Origin of the sequence: Bradyrhizobium dasycarpum, from assembly GCF_042019905.1 — a bacterium.
Taxonomy (GTDB): Bacteria; Pseudomonadota; Alphaproteobacteria; order Rhizobiales; family Xanthobacteraceae; genus Bradyrhizobium; species Bradyrhizobium japonicum_B.
The window spans coordinates 83,724-106,638 of sequence record NZ_CP169574.1 but is presented as its reverse complement, the minus strand read 5'-3'; the positions used below and the strand labels follow the sequence as shown (position 1 = coordinate 106,638).

Genomic DNA, 22,915 nt, shown 5'->3' with positions numbered 1-22,915 from the left:
CCCCTTGTTCCGCCGCTAAGCCGGCGGGCGTTTGCGATGTTTACTTTTGATGATGTCAATCACGCCGGCGCGAGATGACGTAGGATTCGTCGAGAAACCAGAGCCCATTGTACTTTCGCAGCACGTCCCTGGCGGCATCCAGAGTGCGGCCGTTTTGAGTCATTTCTGTCAATCGGTCGTCCTCAATCTGAGCGACATACACCGCCGCATTCCACGCTGCAAAGGCCGTGGAGGTCCCGATCGTACCGGTGACCTCGTTGGGCAGCGCTTCCATATCATACCTGAAGATCGAACGGTTATCCGCATAAGCATTAAAATTTAAGTCGCGGCCCACCGATCCGAGTTCATACTTAACGGCGCGCAATAGCTCATGACGGCTGACCGCGAAAGGATTTTCTCCGGGCCAGATCGCCTGGATCATTTCCATGCCCGGATCCTGGCCATGGGAGTGGATCCCGATCAGCCGCCCTCCCGGCCGCAGCGCCCGCGCAAGAGGTGCGATGATCCGCTTGGCCCGGAAGTTCACCGACGACAGGGCGCGGTAGGGCTGGGAGGCGATGACGAGATCGAAATTGGCCTCGGTCTGGCCCGGCCGCGGAATGGTCGAATCCAGCAGGAACCTGTGATCCTCGCGATACAGCACCAGAACGACGGGCCGCTCATACAGCGGCATGGCGGTGCGCGGGCTGATCGCGGCGCGCCAGTTCTGCTCCAGGAACGGCCTCAGCTCGGCGATCTGCTGCTCGAACTCGCCCGATGAGGCGCCCCGCAGCGGGACCTCGTGCCAGACGGTCGCGGCCGCCGCCGCAGGCGATGCCGGCGTGAGCCAGGGGGGCCTCCGAATAGAACATGTTGGTGAAGACGAACACCGACGCCGGGTGCTCGAAAATGCGGTCCGGCACCTTCTCCAGCGTCAGGCGCAAATCCTCGAGACTGAGCTCCTTGCCGGCGACGTAGAACGGCATGTGGGGAAAGCGCTGGTGCGTTGCGCGCAGCACCCGCGCCAGCACGGTGCCGTCGCCGACGCCGGCGTCGAACAGGCGCAGGGCCGGGGGCCGCGGATGGATCGAGGCGAGCTCCAGCGCGACCCTGTCCGCGACCACCCGCTTTTCGCTGCAGGTATGGACGAACAGCAGGTATTTCTGGCGGTTCTCGAAGAAGCGGAAATTGCCGCGCGGATCGCGCTTCTCGGGCGGCACCTGAAGCCCTCGCGGTGGCGGCATGCCGCCGGCCATCGAGGCCGCCATGTAGGCCTGGATCCGCTCCAGCGTGTCGATGGTGATGCGCTTGCCCTCGCGCAGGCGATGCACCAGCTTCCCATCGTTCACCGCGCGCCGGCCAAATGTCGATTCCGCCATGTCCGCCTTGCGGCAGAACTCCGTGATCTGGCTGAGGATTTCGTCGTTCTTCATGAGGTGGGACGCGGTGGGCAGACTGGGTGGGACGCCCCCTCCTAGCAAAGTCTGCCCACTAAGGGAATAGCGGATCGAAGCGCGTCCCCTGCCGTTCGTGTCGGCGCCAGCCCTGAACCGCTGCGGTCTGCCCGGCAACAAACAGGCGCCTCTCCTCTGAAGGGCCATTCGCCATGCGCCGCCTGCTCGTCGCGCTCAGCCTGCTCACGGCAATCCTTGGATCCGCACCGGCGGTCGCGCAGGCGCGCAATCAGCTTGGGCCGCTCTGCACCACCGAGACGACGCCGGCGGAGCAGATGATCGATGCCTGCAGCAAGATCATCGCGTTGAAGGTGTTTCGGGGCGAGCAGCTCGCGACCATCCATTTCTGGCGCGCGGTGGGCTGGAACAAGAAGGGCAATTACTCGAAGGTCATTGCCGATGCCACCGAAGCGATCCGGCTCCAGCCTAGCCAAGCGGCCTACAATCTCAGGGGATCGGCTTATTACGACAAGGGCGACTACGAGATCGCCATCGCCGATTTCGACGACGCACTGAAGCTCGGACCGCCCAGCGGCACCATCTTCCACAATCGGGGCAACGCCTGGCGCGGCAAGCACGACTTTTCCAAGGCCATCGCCGACTACGACATGGCGATCAAGGCCGATCCGAAATCGGCATTCTCGTTCCAGAACCGCGGCATCTCAAAACAGGCACTCGGCGACCTCGACGGTGCGCTCGCCGAAATCAACCAGGCGATCCGGCTTGACCCTTCGCTGCCGCAGCCGCTGATCAACCGCACCGCGATCTGGCGCGCCAGGGGCGAGCTCGATCGCGCCATCGCCGACGGCAGCGAGGCGATCCGGCTGGCCAAGGACAAGCCACCGGTCAACATCATGACGCCGCCGAACAGCGTGCTGATCTCCGGCTATACCCATCGCGCGCTGGCCAATGAAGCCAAGGGCGACTACGCCCGCGCGCGCGACGACTACCAGGCGACGCTGGCGATCGTGGCATCCGACGCCGGCAGCAAGGCCAACCAGGCCACCGCCAAGGTACGGCTGTCGCTGCTGACGGATGCGGGCGCGCCGATCCCGCGCGATGCGCCCTCGCCGAGGACGCAGCCGGCGAATAATCCCGCCCTACAAGAGACCGGCGCGGCAGCTGCGCCCTCGCCTGCTCCGGCCGCTCGCGTCATACGCATGGCGCTGATCATCGGCAACGGCGCCTATGCCCATGTCAAGGCGCTGCCCAATCCCGCCAACGACGCGCGCGCCGTCGCCAAGAGCCTGCGCGATATCGGCTTCACCGTGTCGGAAGGGATCGACCTCGATCGCGCCGCAATGCAGAGGATGACGCGCGACTTTCTTCGCGCGGCCGCACGGGCGCAGGTGGCATTGGTCTATTATGCCGGCCATGGCGTGCAGGTCGACGGCCGCAACTATCTCATTCCGGTCGACGTCGCGCTCAAGCCGGGCGCTGGCATGACCGAGGCGATGATCGACATGGACACGATCATGGCCGGCCTCGACGACCAGGTTCGCACCAACATCCTGATCTTCGATGCCTGCCGCAACAATCCCATGGCGCAGCAAGTCGCGTCCGCCGGCCCCAATCGCGGCATCGAAAGCGCCCCGGGCCTCGCGGCACCGACGAGCCTGGGCGCTGGCGCGACATTGGGCGCCGGCACGCTGATCGCCTTCGCGACCGCGCCGGGCCAGGTCGCGCTCGACGGCGAAGGCGCCAACTCGCCGTTTTCCGCCGCGCTCTCCCGCCATATCGGCACGCCGGGGCTGGAGGTGCAGCAGATGCTGACGCGAGTGCGGGCAGAGGTGGTCTCGACCACCAGGAACAAGCAGGTGCCGTGGTCGAACTCGTCGCTGCTGGGCGAGGTTTATCTGGCGGAGAAGTGACGAGGCGTTGACGCGTCGTCATCCCGGGATGGTGCGCAAGCACCAGACCCGGGATCTCGAAATTCCGGTTTCGATGCTTCGCATCGCCCCGGAACGACACTTGACGTCAGTTGCCCCACACTTCCTTGGCGATCTCGACAGCGAGGCTGAGCTTGGCCCATTGCTCTTCCTCGGAGAGGATGTTGCCTTCTTCCGTCGAAGCGAAACCGCATTGCGGGGAGAGCGCGAGCTGCTCCAGCGGCGCGAACTTGGCGGCCTCCTCCAGGCGGCGCTTGATGTCGTCCTTCTTCTCGAGCTCACCGAACTTCGAGGTGATGACGCCGACCACGACGACCTTGTTGCCCTTGGGCAGGAAGCGCAGCGGCTCGAAACCGCCGGCACGATCAGAATCGTATTCCAGGAAGTAGCCGTCGTAATTGGTGCCGGCCAGCATGGTTTCGGCAACGGGCTCGTAGCCGCCCGAAGAAATCCAGGTCGAGCGGAAATTGCCGCGGCAGACATGGGTCGTCACCACCATGTCGGCAGGCTTCTCGGCCAGCGCGTAGTTGATGATGCGCGCGTAGATCTGCTGCAGACCATCCGGATTGTCGCCGCGCTCGCGCGCCTTCTGCAATTCGTCCTGCGAGCAGAGATAGGCCCACACGGTGTCGTCGAACTGGAGATAGCGGCAGCCGGCGTCGTAGAACGCCTTCACCGCCTTGCGATAGGTCCTGCCGAGGTCCTCGTAGAAGGCCTCTAGATCGGGATAGACGTCCTTGGAGATCGACTTGCGGCCGCCGCGGAAGTGCAGCACGGCAGGCGACGGTATCGTCATCTTGGCGGTGACGTGGGCCTGGTCGGCGACCTTCTTCAGGAAGCGGAAGTGGTCGAGCATCGGGTGATCGGCGGGAAAGTCGAGCTTGCCGATGACGCGCACCGCGTCGTGACGGGTCTGCACGCCCGCGAACTGGATGCCGGTGTCGGGGTGGAACAGCTCGCAGCCGGTGAGCTTGGCCAGGAAGTCGAAATGCCACCAGGAGCGGCGGAACTCGCCGTCGGTCGCGAGCTTGAGCCCGATCGAGGCCTGCTTGTGCACGACCTTCTCGATCTCCATGTCCTCGATCTTGCGCAGATCGTCGGCCGAGATCTCGCCCTTCTCCAGCCGGGTGCGGGCTTCCTTGATCTTGGCCGGACGCAGGAGGCTGCCGACCTCGTCGGCGCGGAAGGGGGCTCTGGTTCGCTGCATTCTTGTTTCTCCCGAAATTTCAGTCGGCGCTCGTTGTACCTCCTCTCACCGCAAGCGGGGAGAGGCGAAGAAAAAAGTCAGTGGGCCGCCGCCCCCGCGACGCCGAGATGCCGCTCCAGGACCGAGGAGTCGGCCCTCAGCGCGGCGCTCGGGGCGTCGTGGACGATCGTTCCGCGCTCCAATATCACAACGCGGTCGGCCAGCCCCAGAATCTTTTGGGCATTCTGCTCGACGATGATCGAGCAGATGCCGCCCGCCCGGGTGATGGTCCCGATCGCCTTCAGGAGCTCTTCGACGATGATGGGGGCAAGGCCCTCAGTCGGCTCGTCCAGCAGAAGCACTTTCGGGTTGAGGGTGAGCGCGCGCCCGATTGCCAGCATCTGCTGCTCGCCGCCGGAGAGCTGATTGCCAAAGTTGGTCCGCCGCTCCTTCAGTCGCGGGAACATCTCGTACACCTTCTCGACCGTCCAGAGGCCCGGCTGGGCCACCGCGGTCATGTTCTCCTCGACCGTGAGCGAGCGGAAGATGTTGCGCTCCTGCGGCACCCAGCCGATGCCGGCGCGCGCGCGCTGGTCGGGCCGCAAGCTGGTGATGTCGGTGCCGGCCAGCACGACCGAGCCGGAGAAGCGGCGGGTGACGCCGACGACGGAGTTGATCAGCGTGGTCTTGCCGGTGCCGTTGCGGCCAAGCAGCGCCAGGACCTGCCCCTCGGCGAGGCGCAAGGACATGTTGGGCAGCACCACCGCTTCGCCATAGCCGGCGCGAAGTGAGTCGATCGCGAGCAGGTCAGACATTGACCGCCTCCTCGCCGAGATAGACCGCCTTGACCTGCGGATCGCGCGCGACCTGCTCGGGCGGCCCTTCGGTCAGCAGCGCGCCGGAGACCAGCACCGAGATGCGGTCGGCAAAGGAGAAGACGAGGTCCATATCGTGCTCGATCAACAGCACGGTGACGTCGCGCGGCAGCGCGCCGACCACGGCGAGGATGTCGTGGCGCTCGCTCTCGGGCACGCCCGCGGCGGGCTCGTCGAGCAGCAGCACGCGCGGCTTGGCCGCGATCGCGACCGCGATCTCGAGCAGGCGCTGCTTGCCGTAAGGCAGCGTCACGGTCTGCTCGTTCATGACGTCGAGCAGGTGGAAGCGGGTCAGGAGATCGGCGATCTCGCCGTTGACGTCGCTGCGCGTGCCCATCCGCCGCCACCAATCGCCGCCATGGCCGAGACGTTCGGAGACGGCCAGGCCGATGGTTTCGAGTGGGGTGAGATCGGGATAGAGCTGGTTGATCTGGAAGGTGCGCGACAAGCCGAGCAGCACGCGCTTGTGCACGGGCAGATCGGTGATGTCCTGGCCTTCGAGCAGGATGCGGCCCGAGTTCGGCTTCAGCACGCCGGTGAGCTGGTTGATCACCGTGGTCTTGCCGGCGCCGTTCGGGCCGATCAGCGCGTGGCGCGCCCCCTGCTCGATCCTCAGGGACAGATCGCGGGTGACGCGCAAGCCGCCGAACTGCTTTTCGAGCTTCTGGGTTTCGAGCGCGATGGTCATGCATCGCTCTCCGGCACGGCGACGACCGCCTTACGGCCTGCAACCTGCCTGATAACCAGATTCGGCACATACAGCACCCAGCGATGCAGGCGCTGCCGGCCGACCAGCACGATCACGACCAGCACGAGGCCGATCCAGAACTGCCAGTATTGAGGGGTGATGGTGGAGAACAATTCCTGGAGCATGCGGAAGATCACCGCACCAATCAGCCCACCATAGAGATAGCCGGTGCCGCCGATGACGAGCACCAGCATCAGATCGGCCGAGCGCTCGAAGGCGAAGACGTCGAGCGAGGCGATCGCGGTGGTCTGGGTGAACAGCGCGCCCGCGATGCCGGCATAGAACGCAGCCAGCGTGTAGATCGCGATCAGGCGGCGGTTGACGGGAATGCCGATCGCCGCAGCCCGCAGCGGGTTGTTCTTGATAGCGCGCAGCGACAGGCCGAACGGCGAATGCACGACGCGGCGGGCGAACAGGAACAGCAGGAACAGCACGGCCAGCGAGTAAAAGAAGCCGGCCTTGCCGAACATGTCGAACGGAATCTGGCCGAGGATCGGCTGCATCTCGATGCCCTGCAGGCCGTCGGTGCCGCCGGTGATGTTGGAGAAGCGTTCGGCGAGCGCTTCCAGCAGCAGCGCGATGCCGAGCGTCACCATCAGGCGCGTGAGGTCGACGCCGCGGATCACCAGGAAGCTGGTGGCAAAGCCAAGCACCATCGCGGCCAGGCCCGCGACGAGCAGCGCGAGCACGGGCTCGTTGACGATACCGTGAAGCGCGAGAAGTCCCGCGGCATAGGCGCCGACCCCGAAGAAGGCGGCGTGGCCGAGCGAGACGATGCCCGCATAGCCAAGGATGAGATCGAGCGACATCGTGAAGAGCGCCAGGCGCAGGATGTCGGTCATGATCAGATAGCGCGAGGGAAAGGCGAAGCCGCAGGCCAGCACGATCAGCCAGAAGGCGATTTCGCCGTAGTGCCAGCGCGCCTGGCGCTGGGCGTGATAACCGACGTCGGAAGCAGCGCTCATCGGCGAACTCAACGCGCGGCCGTGCGGCCGAACAAGCCGTTCGGGCGCCAGATCAGGATCACGATCATCATGGTGTAGATCACGAAGGGGCCCATCTTCGGTACGTAATATTTGCCGGCGACGTCGCCGATGCCGAGCAGGAGCGAGGCCAGGAACGGGCCTGTTATCGAGGAGGAGCCGCCGACGGTGACCACGATAAGGAAGTAGATCATGAACTTCAGCGGGAAGTACGGATCGAGGCCGAGGATCTCGGCGCTGAGCGCGCCGCCGAGGCCTGCGAGCCCGCAACCAAAGGCAAAGGTGAAGGCGAACACCTGCGGCACGTTGATGCCGAGGCCGCTCGCGGCACGGGGATCGTCGACGGCGGCGCGCAGGCGGCTGCCGAAGCGGGTCTTGGCGAGCACCATCTGCAGAGCGATGGTGAGCAGGCCGCAGATCACGATGATCATCAGCCGGTAGCGGCCGATGCCGACGCCGAACAGGTCGAACTGGCCCTGGAGCGCGGCCGGCAGATTGATGAAGACGCGCGATGAGCCCTGGATGTAGTCGACGGCGGCAACCGACATGAAGGTCAGGCCGATGGTGAACAGCACCTGGTCGAGGTGGCTGCGCGTATAGAGGTGGCGATAGAGCGTCCGTTCGAGCGCAATGCCGATCGCGGCCGAGGAGACGAAGGCGAGCGGCAATGCGGCGAAGAACGGCCAGCCCATCCGGTTGACCAGCACCATGCAGATATAGCCGCCGGCCATAGCGAAGGCGCCGTGGGCGAGGTTGACGAAGTTCATCAGCCCAAGCGTGACCGCAAGCCCGCAGGCGAGCACGAACAGCAGCATGCCGTAGGCAACGCCATCGAACAGGTTGGTGAGGATTGCGGTCATCGGGAGCGGGTGAATCCTGGTAGTCACTAGTCATTCCGGGGCAGCGCGGAGCGCTGAACCCGGAATCTCGTTTCAACAATCTCGAAATCCCGGATGCGCGCCATGCGCGCGCCGGGATGACGCGCTTTCGCGCGTCACTTCTTGGTCTTGCCGAGATCCTTGACCGCCTCGAAGGTTGCGAACTCGACATTGTACAGCTCGCCGTCGACCTTCTCGACCTTGCGGATGTAGATGTTCTGCACGATGTCGCGGGTTTCGGGGTCGATCGAGATCGGACCGCGCGGGCTCTCCCACTTCTGGCCCTTCATGGCTTCGATCAGCTTGTCGCCGTTGGTATCGCCGCCGGTCTTCTTCAGCGCTTCGTAGATCAGGTGGATGCCGTCATAGCCGCCCACCGCCATGAAGCCCGGACGATTGCCGAACGCCTTCTTGTAGGCGGCGACGAAATCCTTGTTCATCTGCGAAGGGTGCGCCGCGGAGTAGAGATGCGCGGTGACCGTGCCGAGCACGGCGTCGCCCATGTTGTTGAGCAGGTCGTCGTCGGTGACGTCGCCTGGTCCGATCACCTTGATGCCGGCCTTGTCGAGGCCGCGCTCGGCATACTGCTTCATGAAGTTGCCGCCCTGGCCGGCCGGCACAAACACGAAGATCGCGTCGGGCTTAGCGTCCTTCATGCGCTGCAAGAACGGCGCGAAGTCGGGGTTCTGCAGGGGAACCTTGACCTCTTCGACCACCTCGCCGCCGCCCGCGGTGAAATTCTGCTTGAAGAAGTTCAGCGCGTCGTTGCCCGGCGCGTAGTCCGAGGTCAGCGTCGCCACTTTCTTGATGCCGTTCTTCGCCGCCCAGTCGCCGATGATGGTCGAGGACTGTGCCAGCGTGAAGCTGGTGCGCACGATATAGGGCGAGCGCTCGGTGATGATCGAGGTGCCGGCCGCCATGACGATTTCCGGAATCTTGGCCTGCGTTGCCAGCGGCGCCGCCGCGAGTGCGGCGGGCGTCACGCCGAAGCCGGCGATGAAGTTGACCTTGTCGTTGACGATCAGCTCCTGCGCGGCGGTCTTGGTCTTGTCCGGGATCGCGGCATCGTCCTTGAGGATGATCTCGATCTTCTTGCCGGCGACGGTGTCGCCCTTCTGCTGCATGTAGAGCTTGATCGCGTTCTCGATCTGCTTGCCGGTCGAGGCTTGGCCGCCTGTCATCGGCAGGATCAGGCCGATCTTGACGCTGTCCTGAGCCTTCGCAGGCCCGACGGCCGCGAGGCTTGCGATGGCGGCCGCGACGGCAGTCCGCGAAAGAATCTTGCGTTCGAACATCAGATGTCCCTCCCCTTCATTCCTGCTCTTGTGCCCTGGACCGAGTACCCGGCCCTTGCCTCAAACTTAGCCGACGCGCGAGCAACAATCGCTGGCCACATGGGCGTCTTTCGCGCCAACCTTGTCAATCGAACGTTTGGCGACTATTCGGCGAGCCGTGCGTTCCGATGACTTACCGGCCGAAGCGGCGACCCGGGTCACGTCGGTTTCCCTGCGGCAACTCGCCCGCCTCTCATTTGTACGAATGTACAAAGAAAATGGACTTGTCAACGAGAACCCCGCCGCCAACCCACGCCATGTTGTCGCGAGCGCCGCATTGCAGTCTAGAACCGGCAGGGATCGCAGGCATGGAGGATTTCGTCTTTCGCTTGCAGAATATGTACATCCGCGCGCCCGGGCTGCCAGCATCTCGGTAACAAATTACCTATCTCGAATAAGTCTATTTTACCTTGTTCAAGGCTAATCTTCCGCCCTTGCCGGCCCAGGCTGGCGTCCACTGACCGACTGCGCGCTCCCACACAATGTCCAAGACTTTTCGTTCCGCCCTCGTCCTTGCTGCGCTCGCTGCGGGACTGTCCGGCTGCGGGACGGTCAACGAAAAACTCTCCGCCGGCATGGGCGACTATGTTCCGCAATGGGCCGGCGGCCTGCCGGCCGATGCCCCGCCGCGACCGGGCACACCGCAATACGACGCTTACATGAAGGAACGCGAGCGCAAGCGGCTGCTGCCGGCGGCGGAGCGCGAGAAGGAAGAGCAGGCGCAAAAGGGCGCGACGGGAACGACGTCGGCCGGCACGGTGCGCTAGGTTTTGGATCGTCATTCCGGGCGCCTCGCAGAGGCGAACTATGGTGCGCAATTGCGCACCTGAGAATCTCGAGATTCCGGGTTCGATGCTGGCGCATCGCCCCGGAATGACTCCCACGATCAATCCACGAACACCACGGTCTTGCGGCCGTTGAGAATGACGCGGTCGTCGAGATGGTAGCGGATCGCGCGAGCGAGCACGCGACGCTCGATGTCGCGGCCCTTGCGGACGAGATCCTCGGGCGTGTCGCGATGGCTGATGCGCTCGACGTCCTGGTCGATGATCGGGCCTTCGTCGAGATCGCGCGTGACGTAATGCGCGGTGGCGCCGATCAGCTTGACGCCGCGCTCATGGGCCTGGTGATAGGGCTTTGCGCCCTTGAAGCCCGGCAGGAACGAGTGGTGGATGTTGATGCAGCGGCCCGAGAGCTTGGCTGACAGATCATCCGACAGGATCTGCATGTAGCGGGCGAGCACGACGAGATCGGTCTTCGTCTTGCCGACGAGGTCCATGATCTGCGCCTCCTGCTCTCGCTTGGTTTCCTTGGTCACCGGCAGGTGGTGGAACGGGATGCCGCCGAAATCGAGCCCACCATAGACCTCGCGCGGATGGTTGGAGACGATCGCAGTCACCGTCATCGGCAACTCGCCTGTGCGCCAGCGATAGAGGATGTCGACCAGGCAGTGGTCGGATTTCGACACCAGCAGCATCACCTTGCGATGAGCGGCGCGGTCGCGCATCTGCCATTCCATGCCGAAACGCTCGGCGATCGCGGCAAAGCCGGTCTGCAGCGCCGACAGTTCCACGGCAAGGTCGGCCGCGGTGAACACCACGCGCATGAAGAACTTCTTGGTCTCGACGTCGTCGAACTGCTGGGCGTCGAGAATGTTCTGTCCATTGTGGGCGAGAAACGTCGACACCGCCGAGACGATGCCGGGCCGATCCGGACAGGACAAGGTCAGAACATATTGATGGTCGGGCATGTTGATGGACGGGCTTGGATCTTGATGAAGGTTTGTGCAGCGGAACGACCCCGCGATTTGCGCCCTGCTCTAGCACCGACGCCGCCCTTGCGCCAATCCCAAGACAACCCCAAGACTTGCTTCGACATCATGCGCGGAGTCAGGATGAACGGACGATTGCGATTACGGAGAATCCCATGGCCGACCGCCTGAACGGCTACCACATCCTGATCCTGGAAACGCGCGAGGAGGCGCAGTTTTCCAAGCTGCTGGCCGAGCAAGGCGCCGAGGTCGTGCAATGCCCGATGTTCACCATCCTCGACGCGCCGGACCCGGCCCCGGTCGAGGCCTGGATCCGCCGCGCCATCGACAAGCCGCTTGACGATCTCGTGCTGATGACCGGCGAAGGCCTGCGGCGGATCATGAAGCTTGCCCGCGCCCGCGGGATCGACGCCGCCCTTGTCGCCGCGCTCGCCAAGACGCGGACATTCACCCGCGGCCCAAAGCCCGGCAGGGCGCTGCGCGAGGTCGGCCTGGAACCGCAGCAGACGACCGAGAAACCGACCACCGAAGGCGTGATCGAGATGCTGGGCAAGCTCGACCTCACCGGGCGGCGGCTCGGCCTGCAGCTCTATCCAGACAAGGACCATAGCGCACTGACCGGCGCGCTGGCCGCACAAGGCGCCGCTGTCGATACGGTGCTGCCCTATGTCTACGATTCCAAGGCAGCCGATACCAACATCATCGCCGCCGTCGACGACATGGCCGCGGGACGGATCGACGCCCTCGCGCTCACCAATCTCGGCCAGGTCCGCCGCCTGATCGAGGCCGCGAAGGCGCATGGCAGCGAGGCCAAGCTGCGCGCCGGCCTCGAACGGACGCTGATCGCGTCGGTCGGCCCGGCGGTCTCCGGCGAGCTCGCCGCCCACGGCCTGCGCACCGACGTTTCGCCGGCGGAGGAAGCGTACTTCATGCGACCGCTCATCTCGGCGATGGCCTCAGCCCTGGCGCAGCGGAAGCCGAGAGCCGCGGCGAGGTAAGAGCCGAACGCGGGGGCGGCCTGCGGCAGCTGCGATTGACACAAGCATCGCTGGCGCTAGCTTGCGAGCAAGAAGAAACCACACGGGCTGGGGAATCGCCGTGATACGAGCCTTCGCGCCTTGAGCAGAGCCGCACGACCTTCCGCGCTCGCGCCGTTCCGCATTCGCAATTATCGCTTTCAATGGCCGTCGGATCTGCTCACCTCCTGGGCGTTCGAGGTCGAGACGCTCGTGCTCGGCTGGTACATCCTGGTCGAGACCGGTTCGGTGCTGCTGCTCACCGTGCTTGCCTCGCTCCAGTTCGTCGGGACATTGGTCGCGCCAGTGTTCGGCATGATCGGCGATCGCATGGGCCATCGCGATCTCCTGATCGTGATGCGTCTTGCCTATACGGTGCTCTCGTCAACCATCATGGTTCTGGCGCTGACCGGTCATCTGTCGCCGCTGAGCGTCATGATCATCGTCGCGATCATGGGCTTGATTCGTCCCTCCGATCTCGGCGTCCGGGGCGCGCTGCTCGCCGAGATCATGCCGGCCGAGCAGCTGGTGGGCGCCATCAGCGTTGCACGCACCACCCAGGACAGCGCGCGCATCGCCGGCGCGTTGACCGGCGCCGGGTTGTTCGCCGTCCTCGGCATCGGCCTCGTCTATGTGGCGATCGCCTGCCTCTATCTGGCGGCCGCGCTCCTCATGCTCTGCCTGACCCGGCCCAAGAGAACCGTCGTCACGAGCGATCTTCCGGCCAACAGCCACGCGGTGTCGCGATTGCTGGGCGAGCTCAAGGAAGGAATCGTCTACGCCTGGAATGGCCCGGGAATGCGCGCAGCGCTGTGCGTGGCGTTCCTGGCCAATCTCACCGCATTTCCCTTCACTGGCGGGCTATTGCCCTACATCGCCCGCGAGATCTTTCATACCGACCAGACCGGCCTCGGTTACCTCTCGGCGAGCTTCGCAATCGGCTCGCTGATCGGCTCCATCACGCTCAGCCTCGTCGGCGGACTGCGCATTGCCCGGCTGCTGATCGGCGCAACGCTGGCCTGGTACGCCATGCTGCTGGTGTTCGTCGAAATCAGGACCATGCCGGTGGCGATGGCCTGCCTCGTTCTCGCCGGTATCGCCCAGAGCATGTCGATGATCTCGGCAGCCGTGATTCTGATGCGGTCGGCCAGTGCGCACCTTCGCGGCCGCGTGATGGGCGTGCGCATGATGGTGATCTACGGCCTGCCGATCGGATTGCTCGCGGCCGGCAGCATGATCGACGTCATCGGCTATTCCGCGACCGGCTCGCTCTATGCCGCCGCGGGCTTCATCACGATGCTGGCGATCGCGATCCGCTGGCGCGCCGATCTCTGGCCGGTGCACGCGCCCGCCAATGCGCGATGAGGTCGCGTTAGTCCCCGTATCCGCGCAGCCGCTCGATATCGAGGATGGTGACGCCGCCATATTCCAGCCGCAGCAGCCCCTCCTTCTCCAGCCGGTTCAGCGCGCGGTTGGCGTTCTGGCGGGACATGCCGGAGAGCGCGCCGATCTCCTCCTGGGTAATCTCCAGATGCGCGGTCGATTCCGGGTAGAGGATCGGGTTGAACAGTGAGGCGATGCTGCGGGCAAGGCGCGCCGTCGCGTCGAGGGTCCGATTGACCTCAAGCATGCCGATGAACTGGCCGAGCCGCTCGTTGAGCTGGCGCACCAGAAAGCGGTTGAAGCCGACGCTGTTCTCGAACAGCCACATGAAGGCGCTGCGTTCCATCAGCGCGACGCGGCTGTCGCGCAGCGCGACCACGTCATAGCGGCGCGGCTCGTTCTTGAGCACGCTGCCCTCGCCGAACCAGGCCCCTGCCGTCAAACCGGCCAGGCTCGTCTCCTTGCCGTCCCGCGAGACCCCGCCCATGCGGGCAAGACCGCTGACCATGCCGGCCCAATAGGCGAAGATATCGCCACGCATGAACACGGTCTCGCCGGTGCCGTAGGACCGCTCCGTGATTCCGGCGCGCGCGACCTCGATCTCCGCTTGCGTGAGCTCGCGCGACCAGGCGGCGACGCGCTTCAGATGATCTTCTGAAATCATGATCTCGCGGCCAGCCGCACCGTTTCGTCACTCCACCTTCTGTTGCATTGCAACATGATTATGACGGCTGCCACCCGACGAAAGATGAAGGCCGCTGCCGCCCGGCAAACTTTGTCGCAGAATTGTCAGCCGGGAGACATTTCAAAATAGCGCTTTCCCCTATTGAGAACCACCTCGGCGATGCGGCTCTTGATCCCAAACCGGAACGAGAGTGGCGCGGCTCCGGTCGAGACCATCTGCTGCATGGCCTCACCGGCACCACCGTACTAGGATCGCCGGACAGAACGGACGAAGAGCGCTGCTAAAAAGCGCCATCACCGGGAGGGTTTTCGTTTGGTGGCTACCAGTCTTGAAGTGCGCGGCGTGTCCTTGCGATTCGGCGGCGTCCGTGCCCTGACCGACGTCAGTTTCGCCATCAAGGACGGCGAGCTGTTCTCGATCATCGGTCCCAACGGCGCCGGCAAGACCTCGATCGTGAACTGTATTTCCGGTCGCTACAAGCCGACTGAAGGCCAGCTCTTCTATGGGGACCGCGACATCACCGGCTTGACGCCGAATGCCCGGGCCTCGCTCGGCATCGGCCGCACCTTCCAGAACCTGGCGCTGTTCCACCACATGAGCGTGCTCGACAACATCATGGTCGGCCGCCATCACCTCCTGAAGAACAATTTCCTGACGGGCTCGCTGTACTGGCTCACCGGGGCGCGCAAGGAGGAGCTCGAGCACCGCCGCAAGGTGGAGGAGATCATCGACTTCCTCGATCTGCAGTCGGTGCGCAAAGCCACAGCCGGCACCCTCTCCTACGGCCTGCGCAAGCGCGTCGAGCTCGCCCGCGCCATGGCGCTGGAGCCTCGCCTCATCCTCCTCGACGAGCCGATGGCCGGCATGAACTTCGAGGAGAAGGAGGACATGGCCCGCTACATCGTCGACCTCAACGAGGAGTTCGGGATGACGGTGGTGATGATCGAGCACGACATGGGCGTGGTGATGGACATCTCCCATCGCGTCATGGTGCTGGATTTCGGCAAGAAGATCGCCGAAGGGGACCCCGCGACGGTGCTCGCCGATCCTCACGTTAGGCGCGCCTATCTTGGCGAAGAAGACGAGGTGCTGGTCGATCCCGACGATGCACCGCCTGCGCAGGAGAGCGCGGCATGATGGATTACGCAGGCCGCGTCGCGCAGGCCGACACCTATCCGAAAATGCTCCGGCTCAATGCCAAGGAGCACGGCAACGAGATCGCTTTGCGCGAGAAGGATCTCGGGCTCTGGCGCATTTTCACCTGGAACGACTACCAGGCCCGCGTGCGCGACTTCGCGCTCGGTCTCGTCGAAATGGGCCTTGGCCGCGGCGACGTCATCGGCATCATCGGCGACAACCGGCCGGACTGGGTCGCGGCGGAAGTCGCGACGCACGCCATCGGCGGCCTCAGCCTCGGGCTTTATCGCGACGTGCTGGACGAGGAGGCCTCCTATCTCCTCAACTATGGCGAGGCGCAGCTCGTCTTCGCCGAGGACGAGGAGCAGGTCGACAAGCTGCTCACCCTCGCCGAGCGGGCGCCGAAGCTGAAGCACATCATCTATTCCGATCCGCGAGGGATGCGGAAATACGACGATCCGCGCCTGATGTCGGCGGAGGCGTTTGCCGAGCTCGGCCGGGCACGTGCCGCGCGCGAGCCCGAGCTCTACGACGGATTGGTCGATGCCACCAAGGGCGAGGATGTCGCCATCCTCTGCACGACGTCGGGCACCACGTCTCATCCCAAGCTCGCAATGCTCGCCGCCGGCCGGGTGCTCGGTCACTGCGCGACCTATCTCGCCTTCGATCCGAAAGGGCCGGACGACGAATACGTCTCGGTGCTGCCGCTGCCATGGATCATGGAGCAGGTTTACGTGCTCGGCAAAGGCCTGTTGTGCCGGATGAAGATCAACTTCGTCGAAGAGCCCGACACGATGATGAACGATCTGCGCGAGATCGCGCCGACGTTCGTCTTGTTCGCCCCCCGCGTCTGGGAATCCATCGCCGCCGACGTCCGGGCCAAGGTGATGGACGCCACGCCTCTCAAGCAGCGCCTGTTCGACATCGGCATGAAGAGCGGCCTCGCCGCGCTCGAACAGGGCAAGCGCTCCGCCCTTGCCGACGCCATCCTGTTCCGCGCGCTGCGCGACCGCCTCGGCTTCACCCGCCTGCGCTCGGCCGCGACCGGCGGCGCGGCGCTCGGCCCCGAGACCTTCAAGTTCTTCCAGGCGATGGGCGTGCCGCTGCGCACGCTATACGGCCAGACCGAACTGCTCGGGGCCTATACGCTGCATCCCGAAGGCAAGGTCGACCCTGATACGACCGGCGTGCCGATGGCCGACAGCATCGAGATCCGCATCGACAATCCCGACGTCCACGGCGTCGGCGAGATCGTGGTGCGGCATCCCAACATGTTCCTAGGCTACTACAAGAACCCGGAAGCGAGCGTCGCCGACGTCAAGGACGGCTGGATGTGCTCCGGCGATGCCGGCTATTTCAACGCCAACAACCAGCTCGTCGTCATCGACCGCATCAAGGATCTCGCCGAGACCTCGCGCGGCGAGCGCTTCTCGCCGCAATTCATCGAGAACAAGCTGAAATTCTCGCCCTATATCGCCGAAGCCGTGGTGCTGGGGGCCGGCCGCGACGCGCTCGCGGCGATGATCTGCATCCGCTACTCCATCATCTCGAAATGGGCGGAGAAGAACCGCCTCTCCTTCACCACCTACACCGACCTCGCCTCGCGGCCCGAGGTTTACGCGCTGCTGCACAAAGAGGTCGAGACCGTCAACGCCACGCTGCCACCGGCCCAGCGCATCTCGCGTTTCCTGCTGCTGTACAAGGAGCTGGACGCCGACGACGGCGAGCTCACCCGCACCAGAAAAGTGCGTCGCAGCGTCATCAACGAGAAATACGCCGGCATCATCGACGCGATCTACCGCGGCGATTCCGACATTCCCGTCGACACCGTGATCCGCTTCCAGGACGGCACCACACAGCGGGTGCGGACGACATTGCGAGTGGTGGACCTCGGGGTGCACGGGCACATGGCGGAGGCGGCGGAGTGAGCCAGATGTTCATCGCGCGCGGCGCTGCCCTTCGCTTCTCCCCGCTTGGGGCAGGGCAATCGCATATGCCGTCCGTCGTTGCGAGCACAGCGAAGCAGTCCAGACTGCGTCCGCAGAAAAGACCCTGGATTGCTTCGTTGTGCTCGCAATGACGATGCAGGTGCAGCAGGAAATCATAAATGAACACCGCCTTCCTCATCCAGCTTCTGGTCAATGGCCTCGTGGTCGGCACGCTCTACGGCGTGGTCGCGATGTCGTTCGTGCTGATCTACAAGGCGACGCAGGTCGTCAATTTCGCGCAAGGCGAGCTGCTGCTGGTCGGGGCGTGGGTGTGCTGGGCGCTGCTGGCGAAGTACCAGGTGCCGTTCTGGATCGGCATGCCGATGACGCTGGTGTTCATGTTCGTGTTCGGCATCGCGGTCCAGGTCCTGATCCTGCGGCCGATGATCGGCGAGCCCATCATCTCCGTGATCATGGTGACGATCGGCCTCTCCACGGTGCTGCAGGCCACGCTGAAATGGATGTTCGGCGTCAACCCGCAGCCGTTCCCGCGCGTGTTCGAGAGCCAGTCGGTCAGCCTGCTCGGGCTGCAGATCCAGACCGTCTATGTCATGAGCCTGGTGGTCTCCGTCGCCATGATGATCGGCATGGCATGGTTCTTCCGTGCGTCCAAATATGGCCTTGCGATGCGCGCCACCGCGTTCAACCAGCAGGTCGCGCAATCGCTCGGCATTTCCGTCAAGAGCGTGTTCGCGATGGCCTGGGCGATCTCGGCGACGGTCTCGGCGGTCGCGGGTGTGGTCGTCGCGGTCGTGAACGGCGTGTCGTCGGGTCTTGCCGCTTACGGCATCAAGGTCTTTCCGGCGGCGATCCTCGGCGGGCTCGACTCCGTCGGCGGCGCCGTGCTCGGCGGCATCATCATCGGCCTGCTCGAGAACGTCGCGCAGTATGTCGACAGCGAATATCTGCACTGGGGCAATCTCTACGAGATCGCGCCGTTCTACGTCCTCATCATCGTGCTGATGATCAAGCCTTACGGATTGTTCGGCACCCACGACATCGAACGGATCTGACCCATGGCCGGCCCTGCCCTCATTCCTGCTGGTGATTTCCGCACATCCTACGCGGCGGACACCACGATCTTCCCGACCGCCACCAGCCGCAACTTCGCCATCGCGGGCGTGGCGCTGCTGTGCCTCGCGCCGCAATTCTTCAGCGGATACTGGCTCAGCATCCTGATCCAGATCGGCATATTCTCGATCGCCGCGCTCGGCCTCAACATCCTGGTCGGCTTTACCGGCCAGATCTCGATCGGGCACGCCGCCTTCTTCCTGCTCGGCGCCTTCACCTCAGCCTACATCTCCAACAACGCGCCGATCCCGGTGTTCTTCGCCATTCCGCTTGCGGGAATCGTCACCGCGCTGGTCGGCCTGATCTTCGGCATCCCGGCGGCGCGGCTGAAGGGCCTCTATCTCGTCATCGCGACACTGGCTGCGCAGTACATCCTGCTCGACTTCTTCTCACGCGCCGAATGGTTCTCCGGCGGCTCGGTGCCGGCGAGCGCCGCGCCTTTCTCGATCTTCGGCTATACGCTGCGCGGCGACCGACAGTATTTCTACGTCGTGCTGGCCTATGTGCTCGTGAGCTACATCCTCGTCACCAATCTGATGCGCACGCGGGACGGCCGCGCGCTGGTGGCGATCCGCGACCACTATCTCTCCGCCGAGATCATGGGCATCAACCTGACGAAATACCGCACGCTGTCGTTCGGGCTCGCCGCCTTCTTCGCCGGCATCGCCGGCGCGCTCTACGCGCACTACCAGCTCGTGGTGTCGCAGGAAGGTTTCGGCATCGAGCGCTCCATCCTGTTCCTCGCCATGATCATCATCGGCGGCACCGGCTCGGTCATGGGCACGCTGATGGGCACCGCCTTCGTGGTGCTGCTGCCGGAATCGATGGAGTGGCTGAGCCATCATCTGAAGGGCGGCGCGATCGACCAGGCGCTGTCACTCAACACCAACATCACCTTCCTGCGCGAGATCGCGATCGGGGTGATCATCATCGCGTTCCTGATGTTCGAGCCTGACGGGCTCGCGCATCGCTGGCGGCAGATCAAGGCGTATTGGAAACTCTACCCGTTCTCGCATTGAGCGCGGGCAACTTCACTTAAACAATAAACAGGAGGAACCGACCCATGAAGATGAAGTCACTTTTGAGCACCGCATCGCTCGCGATCGCGATCGCCGCATTTTCGACCGGCGCGCAGGCGCAGATCGCGATCGGACACCTCGCCGACTATTCCGGCGGCACCTCCGACGTCGGCACGCCCTTTGGCCAGGCCGTCGCCGACACCTTCGGCTGGGTCAACAAGAACGGCGGCGTCGGCGGCAAGCAGCTCAACCTCGACACCAACGACTATGGCTACCAGGTGCCGCGCGCCATCGCGCTCTACAAGAAGTGGTCGGCGCCGGACGCCAAGGTCGCCGCGATCATGGGCTGGGGCACCGCCGACACCGAGGCGCTGACCGGCTTCCTGGCCCAGGACAAAATCCCCGACATGTCCGGCTCCTATGCCGCCGCCCTCACCGATCCCGGTGGCATCAGCGGCAAGGCCAAGCCCGCGCCCTACAACTTCTTCTATGGCCCGAGCTATTCGGACGCGCTGCGCGCGATGCTGATGTGGGCCGCCGAGGACTGGAAGGCCAAGGGCAAGTCCGGCAAGCCGAAATTCGTGCACATGGGTGCCAACCATCCTTACCCGAACGCGCCGAAGGCCGCCGGTGAAGCGATGGCGCAAGAGCTCGGCTTCGAGGTGCTGCCGCCGCTGGTGTTCGCGCTCGCACCGGGCGACTACAGCGCGCAGTGCCTGAGCCTGAAATCCTCCGGCGCCAACTACGCCTATCTCGGCAATACCGCCGCCTCGAACATCTCGGTGATGAAGGCCTGCAAGACTGCCGGCGTCGAAATCCAGTTCCTCGGCAACGTCTGGGGCATGGACGAGAACGCTGCGAAAACCGCGGGCGATGCCGCCAACGGCGTGATCTTCCCCTTGCGCACCGCGGTGAGCTGGGGCGGCGATGCGCCCGGCATGAAAACGGTGATGGAAATCTCCAAGATGTCCGACCCGACCGGCAAGGTCTATCGCCCGGTGCACTACGTCGCGGCCGTCTGCTCCGCGATGTACATGAAGGAAGCGATCGAGTGGGCCGCCAAGAACGGCGGCGCCACCGGCGAGAACGTCGCCAAGGGCTTCTACCAGAAGAAGGATTGGGTGCCGGCAGGAATGGAAGGCGTCTGCAATCCCTCGACCTGGACCGACAAGGACCATCGCGGCACGCTGAAGGTCGATCTCTATCGCACCAAGATCTCGGGCACGACCGACGGCGACCTCAACGATCTCATGGCCAAGGGCACGATCAAGCTCGAGAAGGTCAAGACCGTCGAGCTGCCGCGCAAGCCGGAATTGCTGGGCTGGTGAGCCGTACTCCGTTCGTCGTTCCGGGGCGATGCGAAGCATCGAACCCGGAACCTCGAAATTCCGGGTTCGGTCCTGCGGACCGCCCCGGAATGACGGAGGTAGAGCGGCGCCGACATCGAGAGAACCATTGACCATGAGTGAAACAGCTCACATCGAGCGTCCCTCCCCGAGCGTCGTAGCCGCGCCTCCACTCCTCGCCGTGCGCAACATCGAGGTCGTCTATGACGACGTCATCCTGGTGCTGCGCGGCCTCAGCCTCGACGTGCCCAAGGGCGCGATCGTGGCGCTGCTGGGCGCCAACGGCGCCGGCAAGTCGACAACGCTGAAGGCGATCTCGGGGCTGCTCAAGACCGAGGACGGCGAAGTCACTCGCGGCGAGATCCTGTTCGAGGGCGAGCGCATCAACGGCATCGATCCCGACAAGATCGTCCGCCGCGGCATCTTCCAGGTGATGGAGGGCCGGCGCATCGTCGCCGACATGACGTCGCTGGAAAACCTCAAGCTCGGCGCCTTCACCCGCAGGGACCGCGAGGTCGATTCCGACCTCGACATGGTCTTCAATTATTTCCCGCGCCTGAAGGAGCGCACCGGCCTCGCCGGCTATCTCTCCGGCGGCGAGCAGCAGATGCTCGCGATCGGCCGTGCGCTGATGGCGCGCCCGAAGATGATCCTGATGGACGAGCCCTCGATGGGTCTGTCGCCGCTGCTGGTGAAGGAAGTGTTCTCAATCATCCAGAAGATCAACCGCGACCTCGGCGTCACCATCCTCCTGGTGGAGCAGAACGCACGCGCCGCACTATCGGTGGCGAGCCACGGCTACATCATGGAGCAGGGCAAGGTCGTGCTCGACGGCAGTGCCGACGAATTGCGCGACAACGAGGACGTCAAGGAATTCTATCTCGGCGGCGCCGGCGACCAGCGCAAGAGCTTCAAGAACCTCAAGAGCTTCAAGCGGCGCAAGCGCTGGCTGTGATCCACAAGAAGCCTAGCCCAGCACCTGCTCCGCTTCCGTGACCGCGCAGAGAACATGATAGAACGACGACGCAGGAATGGTGTCGATCAGCGATTTGCCGTCGCGATCGAACTGGTCATACCAGCCACCCTTTACGGGATGGCTGAGATAATGCCGTTCGAGCCGCACCAGCGCCGCGCGCGCTTCGTCGGCCGCGCCGGCCTCGCCCGACTCGGCTTGCGCGATCCACGCCTTCGCGATCTCGGTCTGCGGCCACAGCCGGCGGGTGCTGCGGCGGATGTTGCCGACGTCGTCCCCTTCATCGATCAGGCAGCCCGTGGTCTCGTCGCGATAGCGCATCGCGGTCGCCAGGAGTTCGGCGCGCCGCTGCCCGGTCGGGCAGCCCGTGATGCGCTCGAACCCCTTCAGCAGCCAGACCCATTCGGCCTGATGGCCCGGCTCGACGCTGACCGGCTCGATCTTCGACCAGTCCTCCTCGAAATACTCGGTCAGGATGCGCTTTTGCTTGTCGTAGAGATTGGCCAGGAACAGCGCGAAGAATTCGCCGGCGCGGTTCTGGAACGACAGATCGTGGGTCGCGTCGAAACAGGCGATCATCGCCTCGAACAGATGCATGTGCGGATTCTGCCGGCGCGGCAGCGAGACCGGAAGGCCTTCATGCACGCCGCCATGCGGCGAACGGAGATGGCCGTCGAGGAAAGCGAGCAGCGCGTCGATCTCGGCGCGCACCTGCGCGTCCTGGTCGAGCGCGTAGACGGTCGCGAGAGCAAACAGGATGAAGGCGTGGTCGTAGGCATCGCGCCGGCCGTCCAGCACCGTCCCCTCCGGCGTCAGCCGGTGCACAAAGCCGGGCCGGCCGTCGGGCGCCTTGGCTTTGGCCAGCAGATGTTCCAGTCCCTTCAGCGCGACTGCGCGCCCCTCAGGATACCAGCCCATCTGCGCCGCCTTGGCGTAGCAATAGATTTGGCGGGCCTGAACGAACACGCGCCGCGGCGCAGCCGCATCCGCAGTACCGTCGCGGTGCAGCCGGTCGATGAAGCCGCCGGTGGCCTGATCCCAGCCGACGGTCGACCACAGCGGCAGCGCCTCGTCGACCATGCGCAGCTTCAGGCGCGCCACGACATCCGCAGCCTCATTCGCCGCCGCAACGCTTCCCATGTCTGCCATCGGGTCCTCTCCAGGCCTCAACAATGGCGGTCTGATACCCATGCCGGTGGC

Annotated in this window: 19 protein-coding genes and 1 pseudogene; 10 read left to right on the top strand and 10 right to left on the bottom strand. The window is 64.5% G+C overall.

Annotation, left to right across the window (positions count from 1 at the left end; genetic code table 11):
- Positions 1–55: 55 nt before the first annotated feature.
- Positions 56–1,412, bottom strand: a pseudogene (locus ACETMP_RS00485) (hypothetical protein).
- Between the two features lie 173 nt (positions 1,413–1,585).
- On the opposite strand from ACETMP_RS00485, the gene ACETMP_RS00480 reads away from it, so the two are divergent.
- Entirely contained in the window at positions 1,586–3,304 is a 1,719-nt protein-coding gene (locus tag ACETMP_RS00480; RefSeq protein WP_375159515.1) for a caspase family protein, read from the top strand.
- Positions 3,305–3,410: 106 nt separating this feature from the next.
- Here the strand turns inward: ACETMP_RS00480 and ACETMP_RS00475 are convergent, their stop codons facing one another.
- The 6 genes from ACETMP_RS00475 to ACETMP_RS00450 all read right to left on the bottom strand — a co-directional run bounded on the left by ACETMP_RS00475 (position 3,411) and on the right by ACETMP_RS00450 (position 9,287).
- The gene (locus ACETMP_RS00475) at positions 3,411–4,529 is read right to left on the bottom strand and encodes a cobalamin-independent methionine synthase II family protein (protein ID WP_375159514.1); all 1,119 of its coding nucleotides are present in this window, start codon (positions 4,527–4,529) and stop codon (positions 3,411–3,413) included.
- Between the two features lie 77 nt (positions 4,530–4,606).
- A complete protein-coding gene (locus ACETMP_RS00470) occupies positions 4,607–5,323 on the bottom strand; it encodes an ABC transporter ATP-binding protein (RefSeq protein ID WP_375159513.1) in 717 nt (238 codons plus the stop codon).
- Positions 5,316–6,071, bottom strand: a complete 756-nt coding sequence (locus ACETMP_RS00465; RefSeq protein ID WP_375159512.1) for an ABC transporter ATP-binding protein — start codon at positions 6,069–6,071, stop codon at positions 5,316–5,318. Before ACETMP_RS00465 ends, ACETMP_RS00470 begins: the two co-directional genes overlap by 8 nt.
- Positions 6,068–7,096: a branched-chain amino acid ABC transporter permease gene (locus tag ACETMP_RS00460; protein WP_028137573.1), complete on the bottom strand. Its 1,029-nt coding sequence runs from the start codon at positions 7,094–7,096 to the stop codon at positions 6,068–6,070. Before ACETMP_RS00460 ends, ACETMP_RS00465 begins: the two co-directional genes overlap by 4 nt.
- 8 nt (positions 7,097–7,104) lie before the next feature.
- A complete protein-coding gene (locus tag ACETMP_RS00455) occupies positions 7,105–7,974 on the bottom strand; it encodes a branched-chain amino acid ABC transporter permease (protein ID WP_028137574.1) in 870 nt (289 codons plus the stop codon).
- Between the two features lie 134 nt (positions 7,975–8,108).
- The gene (locus tag ACETMP_RS00450; RefSeq protein ID WP_375159511.1) at positions 8,109–9,287 is read right to left on the bottom strand and encodes an ABC transporter substrate-binding protein; all 1,179 of its coding nucleotides are present in this window, start codon (positions 9,285–9,287) and stop codon (positions 8,109–8,111) included.
- A gap of 521 nt (positions 9,288–9,808) precedes the next feature.
- Between ACETMP_RS00450 and ACETMP_RS00445 the strand changes: the two genes are divergently transcribed.
- Positions 9,809–10,093, top strand: a complete 285-nt coding sequence (locus tag ACETMP_RS00445; protein WP_375159510.1) for a hypothetical protein — start codon at positions 9,809–9,811, stop codon at positions 10,091–10,093.
- Between the two features lie 119 nt (positions 10,094–10,212).
- Here ACETMP_RS00445 and purU read toward each other — a convergent pair whose 3' ends face one another.
- Positions 10,213–11,076, bottom strand: coding sequence for a formyltetrahydrofolate deformylase (gene purU, locus ACETMP_RS00440; protein ID WP_375159509.1), 864 nt, complete (start codon positions 11,074–11,076; stop codon positions 10,213–10,215).
- 176 nt (positions 11,077–11,252) lie between these two features.
- On the opposite strand from purU, the gene ACETMP_RS00435 reads away from it, so the two are divergent.
- Both ACETMP_RS00435 and ACETMP_RS00430 read left to right on the top strand, forming a co-directional pair.
- Entirely contained in the window at positions 11,253–12,095 is an 843-nt protein-coding gene (locus ACETMP_RS00435; RefSeq protein WP_375159508.1) for a uroporphyrinogen-III synthase, read from the top strand.
- A gap of 120 nt (positions 12,096–12,215) precedes the next feature.
- The gene (locus tag ACETMP_RS00430; RefSeq protein ID WP_375159507.1) at positions 12,216–13,478 is read left to right on the top strand and encodes an MFS transporter; all 1,263 of its coding nucleotides are present in this window, start codon (positions 12,216–12,218) and stop codon (positions 13,476–13,478) included.
- A 7-nt stretch (positions 13,479–13,485) separates the two neighbouring features.
- Here the strand turns inward: ACETMP_RS00430 and ACETMP_RS00425 are convergent, their stop codons facing one another.
- A complete protein-coding gene (locus ACETMP_RS00425) occupies positions 13,486–14,160 on the bottom strand; it encodes a Crp/Fnr family transcriptional regulator (protein ID WP_028137580.1) in 675 nt (224 codons plus the stop codon).
- 336 nt (positions 14,161–14,496) lie between these two features.
- Here ACETMP_RS00425 and ACETMP_RS00420 point away from each other — a divergent pair, with 336 nt between their 5' ends.
- The 6 genes from ACETMP_RS00420 to ACETMP_RS00395 all read left to right on the top strand — a co-directional run bounded on the left by ACETMP_RS00420 (position 14,497) and on the right by ACETMP_RS00395 (position 21,697).
- Positions 14,497–15,318 carry an ABC transporter ATP-binding protein gene (locus ACETMP_RS00420; protein ID WP_028137581.1) on the top strand — a complete coding sequence of 274 codons (822 nt, stop codon included), beginning with the start codon at positions 14,497–14,499 and terminating at the stop codon, positions 15,316–15,318.
- Positions 15,315–17,246, top strand: a complete 1,932-nt coding sequence (locus ACETMP_RS00415) for a long-chain fatty acid--CoA ligase (protein WP_375159506.1) — start codon at positions 15,315–15,317, stop codon at positions 17,244–17,246. Before ACETMP_RS00420 ends, ACETMP_RS00415 begins: the two co-directional genes overlap by 4 nt.
- A 179-nt stretch (positions 17,247–17,425) precedes the next feature.
- Positions 17,426–18,319, top strand: a complete 894-nt coding sequence (locus ACETMP_RS00410; protein WP_018317428.1) for a branched-chain amino acid ABC transporter permease — start codon at positions 17,426–17,428, stop codon at positions 18,317–18,319.
- A gap of 3 nt (positions 18,320–18,322) precedes the next feature.
- Positions 18,323–19,396, top strand: a complete 1,074-nt coding sequence (locus tag ACETMP_RS00405) for a branched-chain amino acid ABC transporter permease (RefSeq protein WP_375159505.1) — start codon at positions 18,323–18,325, stop codon at positions 19,394–19,396.
- Between the two features lie 44 nt (positions 19,397–19,440).
- A complete protein-coding gene (locus ACETMP_RS00400; RefSeq protein ID WP_375159504.1) occupies positions 19,441–20,724 on the top strand; it encodes an ABC transporter substrate-binding protein in 1,284 nt (427 codons plus the stop codon).
- Between the two features lie 133 nt (positions 20,725–20,857).
- Positions 20,858–21,697, top strand: a complete 840-nt coding sequence (locus ACETMP_RS00395) for an ABC transporter ATP-binding protein (RefSeq protein WP_375159503.1) — start codon at positions 20,858–20,860, stop codon at positions 21,695–21,697.
- Between the two features lie 12 nt (positions 21,698–21,709).
- Here the strand turns inward: ACETMP_RS00395 and ACETMP_RS00390 are convergent, their stop codons facing one another.
- On the bottom strand, positions 21,710–22,864 hold the full coding sequence (locus ACETMP_RS00390; RefSeq protein WP_375159502.1) for an AGE family epimerase/isomerase: 1,155 nt from the start codon (positions 22,862–22,864) through the stop codon (positions 21,710–21,712).
- Positions 22,865–22,915 lie beyond the last annotated feature (51 nt).

What these genes read in the sequence shown, in the direction of transcription:
- ACETMP_RS00480 (WP_375159515.1), top strand. Translation starts at nt 1,586, where the DNA reads ATGCGCCGCCTGCTCGTCGCGCTCAGCCTGCTCACGGCAATCCTTGGA.
- ACETMP_RS00475 (WP_375159514.1), bottom strand. Translation starts at nt 4,529, where the DNA reads ATGCAGCGAACCAGAGCCCCCTTCCGCGCCGACGAGGTCGGCAGCCTC.
- ACETMP_RS00470 (WP_375159513.1), bottom strand. Translation starts at nt 5,323, where the DNA reads ATGTCTGACCTGCTCGCGATCGACTCACTTCGCGCCGGCTATGGCGAA.
- ACETMP_RS00465 (WP_375159512.1), bottom strand. Translation starts at nt 6,071, where the DNA reads ATGACCATCGCGCTCGAAACCCAGAAGCTCGAAAAGCAGTTCGGCGGC.
- ACETMP_RS00460 (WP_028137573.1), bottom strand. Translation starts at nt 7,096, where the DNA reads ATGAGCGCTGCTTCCGACGTCGGTTATCACGCCCAGCGCCAGGCGCGC.
- ACETMP_RS00455 (WP_028137574.1), bottom strand. Translation starts at nt 7,974, where the DNA reads ATGACCGCAATCCTCACCAACCTGTTCGATGGCGTTGCCTACGGCATG.
- ACETMP_RS00450 (WP_375159511.1), bottom strand. Translation starts at nt 9,287, where the DNA reads ATGTTCGAACGCAAGATTCTTTCGCGGACTGCCGTCGCGGCCGCCATC.
- ACETMP_RS00445 (WP_375159510.1), top strand. Translation starts at nt 9,809, where the DNA reads ATGTCCAAGACTTTTCGTTCCGCCCTCGTCCTTGCTGCGCTCGCTGCG.
- purU (WP_375159509.1), bottom strand. Translation starts at nt 11,076, where the DNA reads ATGCCCGACCATCAATATGTTCTGACCTTGTCCTGTCCGGATCGGCCC.
- ACETMP_RS00435 (WP_375159508.1), top strand. Translation starts at nt 11,253, where the DNA reads ATGGCCGACCGCCTGAACGGCTACCACATCCTGATCCTGGAAACGCGC.
- ACETMP_RS00425 (WP_028137580.1), bottom strand. Translation starts at nt 14,160, where the DNA reads ATGATTTCAGAAGATCATCTGAAGCGCGTCGCCGCCTGGTCGCGCGAG.
- ACETMP_RS00415 (WP_375159506.1), top strand. Translation starts at nt 15,315, where the DNA reads ATGATGGATTACGCAGGCCGCGTCGCGCAGGCCGACACCTATCCGAAA.
- ACETMP_RS00410 (WP_018317428.1), top strand. Translation starts at nt 17,426, where the DNA reads ATGAACACCGCCTTCCTCATCCAGCTTCTGGTCAATGGCCTCGTGGTC.
- ACETMP_RS00405 (WP_375159505.1), top strand. Translation starts at nt 18,323, where the DNA reads ATGGCCGGCCCTGCCCTCATTCCTGCTGGTGATTTCCGCACATCCTAC.
- ACETMP_RS00400 (WP_375159504.1), top strand. Translation starts at nt 19,441, where the DNA reads ATGAAGATGAAGTCACTTTTGAGCACCGCATCGCTCGCGATCGCGATC.
- ACETMP_RS00395 (WP_375159503.1), top strand. Translation starts at nt 20,858, where the DNA reads ATGAGTGAAACAGCTCACATCGAGCGTCCCTCCCCGAGCGTCGTAGCC.
- ACETMP_RS00390 (WP_375159502.1), bottom strand. Translation starts at nt 22,864, where the DNA reads ATGGCAGACATGGGAAGCGTTGCGGCGGCGAATGAGGCTGCGGATGTC.